This window comes from Dellaglioa algida (assembly GCF_030127605.1).
Classification (GTDB): Bacteria; Bacillota; Bacilli; order Lactobacillales; family Lactobacillaceae; genus Dellaglioa; species Dellaglioa algida.
In genome coordinates this window covers 42,623-55,064 of sequence record NZ_JANXLE010000004.1, presented here as the reverse complement: position 1 = coordinate 55,064, position 12,442 = coordinate 42,623, and the positions used below count along the sequence as shown (strand labels likewise).

The window sequence follows — 12,442 nt, the reverse complement described above, 5'->3', positions numbered from 1 at the left end:
TTTAGACTTTCCTCAGTGGTTGGCAGTGCGGACAATAATGGGTTCCCCGTTGTGCCACCTTTATTTTAACTATGGGTGTCCCACATCTAGGGCATGGTTTACCAGTTTGGCCATAAACATTTAAGTCAAATTGAAACAGTCCAGTCTCACCAAACGCGCCGGTATAAGATCTGATTGTTGTCCCACCAGCTTGAACCGCAGTAGCTAATTCAAGGATAATATTTTTACGTAAACTGCTTAATTTACTATCGGAAATTGAATTTGCTAGTTGTTCTGGATTTATTTTGCTCATCCATAATACCTCATCAACGTAAATATTTCCCAAACCAGCAACTGCTTCTTGGTTCAGTAACACAGGCTTAATAGACATATGTTTTCGCGCTAAATATTTCTTAAAATCGCTGAGTTTAAATTCATTTTCGGTCGGTTCCGGTCCTAATTTTTTAAGACCCGAAAGCTCACGTTCTTGCCCGGTCGGAATTAACTGCATTCGACCAAATTTACGAACATCATTATATCTTAAGTCTTGGTCATCGGTTAAGTGAAAGATAACATGTGAATGTTTTTCAATTGGTTCATCTGTGGCGCGAACGAAATATTTACCTTCCATTCGAAGATGAGATACCATTGTCATTTGATTATCAAACCGGAAAAGTAAATATTTACCCAACCGATCAATTGATTCAATTTTCCGTCCTTCTAATTCATGTTTGAAAGGAATGATATCCCCATTTATAATTTTGGGCCACAAGACGTCTATGGATTTAATTGTCTTGCCAATAACTAACTGACTAAGACCTCTTCGAACCGTTTCAACTTCTGGTAACTCTGGCATACTATCTCCTCCTCACCACTTTTATTTAGTATCAAACCAAGTATCGCCAAATGCACTTTCAACTTTTAGAGGAACCTCTAAAGAAACAGCGGCATCCATAACTTCAGGTACTTTCTTTTGTAAAATAGCAATTTCTTCTTCTGGCGCTTCAAAAATTAATTCATCATGTACTTGCAATAACATTTTAGCTTGTAAATGTTCTTCTTCAAGCATTTTGTTCATATTAATCATCGCCACTTTAATAATATCAGCAGCACTTCCCTGAATAGGTGTATTCATCGCTGTTCTTTCTGCGAATGAACGTAAGTTAAAGTTTCGACTATTAATATCTGGTAAATAACGACGACGATGAAATAGTGTCTCAACGTAACCTTTATCTTTAGCTTCGCGTACAACATTTTCCATATAATCCCTGACACCTGTGAATTCATTTAGATAAGTATCAATGAACGTTTGTGCCTGTTTTCTAGTAATACCAATATTTTTCGATAACCCGAAATCACTAATCCCATAAACGATTCCAAAGTTAACGGCCTTAGACGTCCGACGCATATTTGGTGTTACTTCATCCGGTGAGTCTAATCCAAAGATTCTCATTGCAGTATTGGCATGAATGTCAATTCCCTCTCTAAACGCTTCTTGCATGTTAGCGTCATGGGCAATATGCGCCAAAACACGTAATTCAATCTGCGAGTAATCAGATGAGAATATTTTCCATCCCTTGTGTTCAGGGACAAACGCCTGTCTAATTTTTTTACCTTCGGGAACGCGAACCGGTATATTTTGTAAGTTAGGATCAACAGATGATAATCGTCCCGTTGCCGTTAATGTCTGTAAATATCTCGTATGAACTTTTTTATCGGCATGTCTAACTTTTAATAATCCTTCAACATAAGTCGACTGAATCTTTGCAATTTGTCGATACTTTAAAATTAGGTCAGCGATTGGTGCTACCGCACTAAGTTGTTCTAAAACATCAACGGCAGTTGAGTAACCCGTTTTAGTTTTCTTAACAACTGGTAACTTCAATTTTTCGAACAAAATAACACCTAACTGCTTTGGTGAATTAATATTAAATTCTTCACCCGCTTCGGCATATATCTTAGTTTCCATCTCCGTCAAAATAGTTGAAAACTCACCTTGCATGGTATTTAGTCGATCTGCATCCACAGTGATTCCTTGGATTTCCATCTTGGCTAATACAAGTGATAGTGGAAGTTCCATATCTGTATATAAATTAAGTTGCTCATGGTCGGCCAATCCCGCCATCAATGGGGCTTTTAAAAGATGCAAAGCCTCGACTTTTGATGCCATATGATTATAGAAAGTAGCTTCGTCTTCTGGAATTCTACGCTTAACACCTTTTCCATATACTTCCTCATCCGTCTTAACATCATAATAGTCATGTTTTTGTGCAACCTTGCTAAGATCGTCACTATTATCACTTGTATCTAACAAATATGAGGCCAATAGGAGATCAAATCCAGTTCCATCAAGTTGAATCCCTAAACGGTTTAAAGCAACATAATTACGTTTAAAATTAAATACGTTCTTTGAAATCGAGGCATCCGAAAGAACATTAACCAAAGTAGCCGATTTTAATAACGCAACATCTTGAGTCACAAAGAATTTTTTACCATCGCCAATAGCAAATCCATCGAAATCCGCTGTATGATAATTATCATCTAACATCTCTAAATAAAATGAAATTGGTTGTGATAATTGCTTTAAGTCATCCAAATTATCAGTTGTTAATGTAACATAATTCGTCTTTTTGGGTTCTGGGAACAAATTTAGTTCAAGACTATCAGATGTCGGATTTAAATTCAGCTGGCTTAAAAACTTTTTAAAGTCCATTTCTTCATAGAAAGCAACTAATTTATCAAGGTCTTGTCCTTCCCATTTTGTATCAGGAAAATCGATTGTAATAGGCGCATCCTGTCTAATTCTCGCTAAATCCTTACTCATGAATGCTTGATCTTTATCTTCAATTAAATGTTCTTTCATTTTACTTTTCTTTAATTGATCAATATTATCGTAAAGATTTTCCATTGAACCATATTCAGTTAACAACTTAATTGCCGTTTTTTCACCAACTTTAGTGACACCAGGATAGTTATCAGACGTGTCCCCAACTAACCCTTTCATATCAATAATTTGTAGCGGCGTTAACCCAAACTTTTCCATCACATGTGCCGGCGTAAATTTTTCTATTTCACTAACACCTTTTTTAGTAACGGAAACAGTTACTTTATCAGTCGTCAATTGCGTCAGGTCGCGATCTCCAGTTACAATCGTAACATCATACCCCGCTTCTTCACCTTTTTTAGCCATTGTTCCGATAATATCATCAGCCTCAAAATCAATTAGTTCATACGTTTTAATTCCGTATCCAGCCAATAATTCTTTAAAATAAGGCATTTGTTCTTTTAATTCTGGTGGCGTTTTTGATCTTCCGGCTTTATAATTGTCATATTTTTTTGTTCTAAATGTCGTCTTTCCAGCATCAAAAGCAACTAAAACATGCGTGGGTTTTTCGGTATCCAATATGACATTCAACATATTATTGAAACCATATAACGCATTTGTATGTAACCCTGCTTGATTCGTAAATCGATCTACAGATTGATAAAGTGCAAAGAATGCACGGTACGCAATGCTATTTCCGTCAATTAATAATAGTTTTTCATTAGTATTCGTCATCTGATATCCGTCTCCTTTTAAAATCTCTATCCCCATTTTAACAAACATCAGCCATGATTAATAATTTATCACGCAATATCTCTAAAGTAATAAAAACCCCTAAGTTATGAATGACTAACTTAGAGGTTTAAACGACTTATTTTATTAATTACTAATCTCTACCACCGTAACCAAATATTCGCAAGAATGAAATGAATAGGTTGATAAAATCAAGATATAACATTAATGCACCCGTCATTGCCAGATTAGGAACTGAAACATCACTGTTACGTTGTAAAAATATCTGTCTTAATTTTTGTGTATCCCAAGCCGTTAAAATAGTGAAAATAATAACTGCTACATATGAGAATACGTAGTTAATCAGTTCACTTTGTAAGAATAAATTAACAAACGAAGCGACAATTAACCCAACTAAAGCAGCTAATGCTTGAGTACCTAACTTGGTTAAGTCTCGTTTCGTTACATTTCCTAAAATAGTCATTGTAACGAATACGGCTGAACTTGCAGCAAACGCGGCAATAATGTTTCCAACCGAATACATTGATATAATTAACGAAAGCGTTACACCCTCAAGTACCGAATAACCCATTAATAAAGCGAAGGTTACGAAAGGTGCCCTTGAAGCCTTAACATTAATATTTAAGACAACCACCAACTGAACGATAAATAACGCCCAGATTGACCAGCGATTTTCAGCCATAAACCCAAAAACTGATTCTTGAAAGACCGTTAAGGTTAGAAACGACGTAATGGCGGAGACGCCAACTGCAAGCGCCATATACCCATATAGTTTTGATAAAAAATTATTTAATCCATCATTTTCGTTAATAATAACTCTATTTTGATTATCCATCTCTTTTTCCTCCTGGTTCATTGTATAAGCACAAGTGTATCAAATTATTTAATATTATCAAGAATCTTCGCTTTTCTTAAAAAATAATTAACTAATAAAAAAGAAACGACTTTTACGTCATTCCTTACTGAATTCATTAATTATTTTTAAAACTTAAATTACTCAATAACTCTTCGTAAGCATATTCATATTTTTGAACATCACCGGCACCCATGAAGATAACCACTGCGTTACTATAATCCAGTAATGGCGAAATATTATCAAGTTTAATAATATCACCACCCTTAACAATTTTGGCACCCAGATCTTCACTGGAAACATTTCCTGACGTTTCGCGAGCTGAGCTAAAAATGTCAGTTAAATAAACTTTATCGGCAAGATTTAAACTAACCGCAAAATCATCCATTAACGCAATCGTTCTACTAAACGTATGTGGTTGGAAAACAGCAATTAATTCTTTATCAGGATATTTTTGACGTGCGGCATCAATTGTTGCTTTAATTTCTGATGGATGATGTGCATAATCATCAATAATTGTCATATCACCAATATATTTTTCACTAAAACGACGTTTAACACCTTTAAAACTTAATAATTCTTTTGCAATTTCTTCTAAATCAACTTTTTCAAAATGTGAAACAGCAATAACAGCCAAACTATTCAAAATGTTATGTTCCCCAAAGATAGGGATTTGATAATGACCTAAAGGTTCATCATGATAGAAAACGTCGAATTCTGAACCCTTAGTCGTCCGTTTAATATCACGAGCTTGAAAATCATCAGAATCCTTTGTTCCATAGTAATAAATTGGTACATCAGCTTTTATTTTGCGAAGTAATGGGTCATCTCCCCAAGCGAAAATACCTTTTTTCGTTTGTTTTGCAACAGTTTCAAAGGCATCGAAAACATCATCTATACCGGTAAAATAATCGGGATGATCAAAATCAATATTAGTCATAATTGAATAATCGGGATGATAAGCAACGAAATGACGACGATATTCATCAGCTTCATAAACAAAGAATCTTGCGTCCGGTTTCCCTTTACCGGTACCATCACCAATTAAGTAACTTGTTGGTGCAATACCACTAAGGACATGCGCAAGAAGTCCCGTTGTACTTGTTTTACCATGTGATCCGGCTACACCAATACTTGTGTAACCTTCCATTAGACGGCTCAACATTTCAGGATAGCTAACGATATCTAATCCCATTTCACGTGCTTTTTTAAGTTCAGGATGATCTGCGGTAAACGCGTTACCTGCGATTACAGTCAATCCTTCATGCATATTATTTTCATCAAATGAATAGACCTTAATTCCTGCCAACTCTAATCCACGTTGTGTGAACGTATATTGATCAATATCAGAACCTTCAACTTTAAAGCCCTGATCGTGTAAAATTAAGGCTAAAGAACTCATCCCTGAGCCCTTTATTCCTACAAAGTAATATACCTTTTGATTATTCATTATTATCCTCTTTTCTGACATTATTCATTCATAATTTTACCATAAATAACCCTTAAAATGAGTTAATATTCAGATTGTCGTTAAAATTCTTCTCTCATTCGTCTGAGCTCATCTTCATTTAAATAGACATCTCGTGGCTTTGAACCCTTAGCATGCGAAATATGTTGTTGGTTCTCAAGCTCATCAATAATATTCGCAGCCCTGTTATAACCTATTGAGAAAACACGTTGTAACTTAGAAATTGAAATCGTCTGTTCATGTGCTATAAAATCTAAAATACCTGGAAGCAAATCATCCTGTTGTTCATTTTGATCTGCCATTTTCTTCAATCCATCCGGATTAAATGCGTATCTTGGTTTCCCTTGCGTTCTGACAAAATCCGTAATTAAATCAACTTCATCTTCAATGTATGTTCCCTGCAATCTAACAGCTTGACTCGATCCATTACCGAGATATAGCATATCTCCTCGACCCAGTAATTTTTCAGCACCAGCAGTATCTAAGATTGTTCTTGAATCAATTTGACTAGAAACCATAAATGCTATTCGGGTTGGAATATTATTTTTAATCGTTCCTGTGACAACATCAACGCTTGGACGCTGCGTCGCAAGAATCAAATGAATTCCTGCTGCCCTAGCTTTTTGCGTGATTCTAGCGATATAATCCTGCACTTCATTTGAAGCAACCATCATTAAATCGGCTAACTCATCAATAATAATTAAAATATATGGCATTTTTAAGCCAAAATCACCATTTGCTTCCGCTTTTTGGTTAAAGTTACCAATATTTTTAGCACCGGCAGCAGCTAATTTTTGATAACGTTCTTCCATCTCATCAACAGCCCACTTCAATGCTGCTGAAGCTGCTTTTGCGTCTGAAATAACTGGTGCCAATAGATGTGGAATATCATGATATGGTGCTAACTCGACTGCCTTAGGATCAATTAATAAAAGCTTAACCTCATTAGGCGTTGCTTTATATAGAATAGAAACTAGCAAACTATTAATAAAAACTGATTTACCGGAACCTGTAGCTCCAGCAATCAATCCATGCGGCATTTTTTGTAGATTAGTTACTTGTGCTTCTCCAAATAAATCAACACCTAAGGCAACCGTTAGCGGTGATTTATTTTCCATAAAGACTGCAGATCTCAATACTTCAGAAAGGAGAACCGGTCTCGATTTCAAATTAGGAATTTCGATTCCGACACTGCTCCGTCCAGGAATTGGTGCTTCCACACGAATATCCTTTGCGGCTAATGCCAATTTCAAATCGTCAACAAGATTAGTAATCTTGCTTACCTTAACACCGGCAGCTAGTGAAATTTCGAATTGTGTAACAGTAGGTCCAACTGTCCATCCATCAACTTCTGCGTTCACATGGAACGCCTCTAATGTATTATTCAATACATCAATTTGAGAAAGTACCCACTCATCTAATTCGCCAGCATTCTCTAAGATAGGATCTGGTAATAAATCAAGGGATGGAAATTGATAAGTCGCATCCGCAATTACTATTTCTTCATCAGACTGGTCATCGTAATAACTGTCTTGTACTTCTTGTACTTCTTGTACTTCTTGTACTTCTTGTACTTCTGGTACTTCTGGTACTTCTGGTACTTCTGGTACTTTTGGTACTTCTTGTTTAGTTTGATAATCAGTTCCAACAGATGCAAGTTCTTCTCGTGATGAAACTTCAGGTTTATCTTTAAATACAGCAAGCTCTTTTTGAGCTTCATTTTCAGAATTAGTGATCTCAAATAGACCCCTAGCTAATGCATGTTTGTTATTAGCAACTATTTTTGGAGTCACATCTACTATAGGCGTAACTTCAGGTATTGGCGTCGCATTCGCCAAGAACTCGTTCTGTACCACTCTTTTTTCAACAACCGGTATAACTTCATTTGGCGATACCAAACTCTCACTAGCTGCGTCATCAGTTGTGCTTAAATCAGCATGAAGTGGTAACTCAACAGTCTCTTCACTAAAGTAATTATCAACTTGATCATCAAACAACAAATAAGTATCTTTCGCTTTGGTCAATTGAACCAAAATTTGACGATATTTAACATTTTTATTTTGTTTTTTACTCGTAAAGAATGTGGGTATTTGCTTTGGTCTGAACCCTCTAGAGTAATGATTAATTTGTGATTTCTCGTTCTGACTATCCGTTTTAGCTTCTTTTCGGATAAATCGATCATCATTACGAGGCGTCGTTTTTTCTTCTTTTATTGTTTTTTTATAAAATGCGGGTCCATCATAACGCTCCATTAATTTCATCCTAACTATGTAAAAAACTAATTGCCAATAACTGCAATTAGTTTTTATAAATCTATATTATGCAAATAATCTAGCTACCTTTTCGAAATCAAACGCATCGCCAACATGATTCGTCTTATCATCTAAAACTAGAATACCATGAGCGGTGGGCGCATTTGGAATACCCAATTCTTGAGCTGAACTGACCATCCCGTAGCTTTCAATTCCACGTAACTTACCCGGCCAAATAATAGCACCAGTTGGCATCATCGCACCAACTTTAGCAACAACCACTAGTTGGCCTTGTTCAATATTAGGTGCACCACAAACGATGTCTAACATCTCATTGTTGTTAACTTGAATTTTTGTGACATGTAAATGATCAGAATCAGGATGTTCCGTAGATTCTGCTACATATCCAACGACAAACTTAGGATCTTCATCAAGAACCAGTTTATCATCAAATCCAGCAGAAGCGATTAATTCATTTAATTTTTCAACCTGATTTTCAGTTAAAAAAACTTGTCCGTTACCAATTAAATTGGGTAACGCTTCAGAAATTTTCAAAAAATTAAATCCTAAAGTCATATTTGATTTTCCATCAAAAATACGAACAACATTATTTTTTAACTCTGAACTTTGTTGTTCCACGTCTTCACGTAAAACGACCATTAATGTATCACCAACATTTTTTAAATTATAACTTGATATCAACATATTTATTTGTTAATTCCCTTCTTTTTATCACTGATGACTAAAACATCACAAGACGCATTTCTAAGAATTGCATCCGTCGTTGACCCATTCACAAATCGCTCAACGGCATTAGCACCAGTTTGACCAACCATAATTAAATCAACATGTTTTTCTTCTGGTATTTCTCGACTTAATAACACTTTAGGAGACCCATAAGCCAATATCGTTTCAACATGATTGACACCCTTATCTAACGCGACTTGTTTGTAGTCGGCCAATGTATCATTTAACCGTCTAACTTCAGTCGTAACGTCATCTTCGTCCTCTGAAAATGTATTGTCAACACTGCCTTCCACAACGTGTACGATTAACAAACTTGCTTCATTTTTTAAAGTGCTATCGACAGCTTGATTGAATGCACGCTCAGATTGTGCACTGCCATCAATCCCTACCATTACTTTTTTATAAAGTTGCTCAAACATGGCCATCACCCCAATTAGTTTAATTTATTCATAAATGCTTCAATCTGTTCCTTTGTCTTACGATCTTTACTTACATAACGGTCAAGTTCATTTCCGTTTTCAAATGCAACAAAACTTGGAATGCCAAAAATACCCCATTCTTGGCAAAGTTCAATCTGTTCATCTCGATCAACTTTGTAAAAATTGAAATCAGTATACTCCGCTTCAATCTCGGGCATCATTGGCTCAATAAAATTACAATCTGGACACCAACCTGCGGTGAAGTAAAATAAAGACTTTCCATTTGCCAACAATTCATTTAATTTATTGGTTTCTAAAACTTCTAATTTTTCCAAGCTTACTACCCCTTAATAATTGTATCAACGGTTGAACGATCTAATCCTAAAATTGTTTTTTCAAGCAATTCTTTCGCCGCTTCGTAATCTCTGATTGAAAACATTGTTTGATGCGTGTGAATATAACGCGCGCAAACACCAATCACGGAACTTGGAATCCCATTATTTTCGGTTTGTGCAGCACCGGCATCAGTTCCACCCTGAGAAACAAAGTATTGGTATGGAATATTATTGTCTGAAGCAGTATCTAACAAGAATTCTTTTAATCTTGGAAGTGTCACTAATCTTGGATCGTAAATTCTAATCAATGTGCCCTCACCAAGATGACCAAACGTTCCCTTTGTTGTTTCAAGATCATTTGCTGCAGAACAATCAACAGCAAAGAACAAATCTGGTTTTAACATATTTACTGCACCCGGTGTACCTCGTAAGCCGACTTCTTCTTGAACATTGGCACCAGCAAATAATGTATTGGGTAATGTTGTATCTTTTAATTTTTCAAGCGTTTCTAATACAGCTGTACAACCGTAACGGTTATCCCAAGCCTTACTAATAATGTTTTTGCCATTCGCCGTTTTAATTGTTTCAACATCCGGCACAATATAATCACCAGGTGCAATACCAAATTCTCTTGCCTCAGCGGCTGATTCAAAGCCCCCATCAAATAAGATATCATTAATTTGTGGTGTCGCATTTTGATGATTATCACCACGTAATAAATGTGGTGATACCGAAGATGAGATGATTGGATATGTTTGACCTGATCGAGTTGTCAATGTGAATCGTTGTGAAGAAACAACGAATGGGTTCCATCCGCCAAGGGGACGAACTGAAAATAGACCGTTATCATTAATTGCAGCAAGCATAAATCCAACTTCATCCATATGAGCGGCAGTCATAATTTTAGGTGCATTTGTATCTGCGTTGTTACGAATACCAAAAATGCCACCCAAACCGTCTTGGACAACTTCATCAACATTCGGTGTCATTTTTTCGCGCATAACATCCCGAACATTATTTTCAAACCCACTTGTTGCTTGAAGTTCTGTCATTGTCTTAACTAAATTAAACGTTTTATCATTCATCATTAAAATCCCCTTTTCATTTTGTCTGAAAAATTGGTTATATTTTTATTTACTACCGTAGTATTACTTAATTTATATTATATAATACTACCATAAAAGAAGCTAAGAATGTATCTTCTTTACCATTTGGGCCACTAATCTAGTTCACATTCTTTATTATTGAAAATAATAAGTACAAAAAAATCTGGAATTATTATTCCAGATTTCCAGTCGGCATAAAGTGTGCCTCTAATTTATAGATTGGTTGACCCTTTTTACTAAACTTTTCTTCATATTCTGTCATCACATTATCTTCAGCCTCTATACTTGCATGTAAATCGAGCCAAACCTGATCATAAGCCATTCCATACTCATTTAAACTAACTAATGAATACTCAAATAATCCTCGATTGTCCGTCTTAAATTCAAGATGACCATCCGCTTTCATAACTTGTTCATATCCCTTTAAAAAGCTACCATGTGTGAGGCGGCGCTTGGCTTGTCTCGTTTTTGGCCATGGATCTGAAAAATTCAAATAGACGCCATCAACTTCGTTATCATCAAAGAATTCGGTAACTGAATCACCATTTCCTAATATTAATTGTAAATTGGGAATCTTGGCTTCAACTTGTTTTTTTAACGTAATTGCCGCAATTGTCGTTTGTAATTCAATACCAATAAAATTATATTCGGGAAACTTTTCAGCCATCCCCATAATAAATCCACCTTTGCCCATGCCTATCTCAATAAATAAAGGTTGTTTTTTTTCAAATCTTGACTGCCATTTACCTTTAAACTGATTCGGTGACGTCACAAGTAATTCTGGATGTTCAGCAATCAGTGGTTCAGCCCATGCCTTATTTCTTAATCTCAACTTATATGTCCTCATTTCATTTGATAAAGTAAGTGGGGCTAGAACGGTTTAATCGTTTTAGCCCCACTTCTCTTTAATTCATTTCTGCGTTATATTTTTGTAGTTCTACAAGCGCTTGGTTCATCTCATGGAATCGACCAAGTCCATGTGCTTTTTTAATCCGTTGTAAGATTGCCATTTTATAGTACCAATTAATTCGGTTCAGTAAATCATTATCTTCCAAAGATTCGTGATATGATTTTAACCAATCACGCCATTGCGAACTAGGAATATACTCAGACATCACTAAACTTAAATCCATAGCTGGATCGGCGATTTTTGCAGATTCCCAATCAACTAAATATAATTGATTTGTATCTGATCGCAACCAATTTCTGTGATTTAAATCACCATGACAAACTGTATAATTATCGGTTGATAACCCAGGTTGCTGTTCATTTAATTGGTGAAAAATATCAGTTAACAAAGGATGATTTTTTAAGTCACTACTTAGATCATCAAAATAATCTGCCAAAAGGCCACTTGGCGTAATTATTTCTCCGCCAACCTGACTCAACATGCTTCTAAGTTGTTTTGAACGATGTATTTTAGATAATAATTCAGGAACCATCTTCTGGCTCATTTCGTCAGAATTCAGATTTCGCCCATTTAACCATTCTTGAGCAGTCAATGTATCCCCACTTGAGATACGCTTAGTCCAAATTAATTTTGGTGTAATACCAGCAACCGATAATGCAGCTAAAAAAGGTGACATATTTCGTTTTAGAAATACCTTTTCTTGAGCTCTAGTTCCCATGTATGCGGTACCCGTATCTCCACCAATTGGTAACAATTGCCAACCGGGATCTAAGTTGAAATCCATCTTATTACTACC

Annotated in this window: 11 protein-coding genes; all 11 read right to left on the bottom strand. The window is 35.8% G+C overall.

What is annotated here, in order from left to right:
- Position 1: 1 nt before the first annotated feature.
- Positions 2 to 835, bottom strand: a complete 834-nt coding sequence (gene mutM, locus N0K73_RS04365) for a DNA-formamidopyrimidine glycosylase (protein ID WP_112249616.1) — start codon at positions 833 to 835, stop codon at positions 2 to 4.
- 21 nt (positions 836 to 856) lie between these two features.
- Entirely contained in the window at positions 857 to 3,538 is a 2,682-nt protein-coding gene (polA, locus tag N0K73_RS04360; RefSeq protein ID WP_112249614.1) for a DNA polymerase I, read from the bottom strand.
- 151 nt (positions 3,539 to 3,689) lie between these two features.
- Positions 3,690 to 4,391 carry a Bax inhibitor-1/YccA family protein gene (locus N0K73_RS04355; protein ID WP_112249612.1) on the bottom strand — a complete coding sequence of 234 codons (702 nt, stop codon included), beginning with the start codon at positions 4,389 to 4,391 and terminating at the stop codon, positions 3,690 to 3,692.
- Positions 4,392 to 4,527: 136 nt separating this feature from the next.
- Positions 4,528 to 5,859 carry a UDP-N-acetylmuramate--L-alanine ligase gene (gene murC, locus N0K73_RS04350; protein ID WP_112249610.1) on the bottom strand — a complete coding sequence of 444 codons (1,332 nt, stop codon included), beginning with the start codon at positions 5,857 to 5,859 and terminating at the stop codon, positions 4,528 to 4,530.
- Between the two features lie 80 nt (positions 5,860 to 5,939).
- Positions 5,940 to 8,129: a DNA translocase FtsK gene (locus N0K73_RS04345; protein ID WP_284068614.1), complete on the bottom strand. Its 2,190-nt coding sequence runs from the start codon at positions 8,127 to 8,129 to the stop codon at positions 5,940 to 5,942.
- A gap of 66 nt (positions 8,130 to 8,195) precedes the next feature.
- The gene (gene ytpR, locus N0K73_RS04340; RefSeq protein WP_057973368.1) at positions 8,196 to 8,834 is read right to left on the bottom strand and encodes a YtpR family tRNA-binding protein; all 639 of its coding nucleotides are present in this window, start codon (positions 8,832 to 8,834) and stop codon (positions 8,196 to 8,198) included.
- A 2-nt stretch (positions 8,835 to 8,836) separates the two neighbouring features.
- The gene (locus N0K73_RS04335; protein ID WP_284068613.1) at positions 8,837 to 9,295 is read right to left on the bottom strand and encodes a universal stress protein; all 459 of its coding nucleotides are present in this window, start codon (positions 9,293 to 9,295) and stop codon (positions 8,837 to 8,839) included.
- 14 nt (positions 9,296 to 9,309) lie between these two features.
- Entirely contained in the window at positions 9,310 to 9,630 is a 321-nt protein-coding gene (locus N0K73_RS04330) for a thioredoxin family protein (RefSeq protein ID WP_057973366.1), read from the bottom strand.
- A 5-nt stretch (positions 9,631 to 9,635) separates the two neighbouring features.
- Positions 9,636 to 10,715 (bottom strand): glutamyl aminopeptidase, encoded by a 1,080-nt coding sequence (gene pepA, locus N0K73_RS04325; RefSeq protein ID WP_057973365.1) that lies wholly within the window; start codon positions 10,713 to 10,715, stop codon positions 9,636 to 9,638.
- Positions 10,716 to 10,908: 193 nt separating this feature from the next.
- Complete coding sequence (gene trmB / locus N0K73_RS04320) at positions 10,909 to 11,568, bottom strand: tRNA (guanosine(46)-N7)-methyltransferase TrmB (protein WP_057973364.1); 660 nt, start codon at positions 11,566 to 11,568, stop codon at positions 10,909 to 10,911.
- Between the two features lie 73 nt (positions 11,569 to 11,641).
- A complete protein-coding gene (locus tag N0K73_RS04315) occupies positions 11,642 to 12,430 on the bottom strand; it encodes a phosphotransferase family protein (RefSeq protein ID WP_057973363.1) in 789 nt (262 codons plus the stop codon).
- Between the last annotated feature and the right edge of the window lie 12 nt (positions 12,431 to 12,442).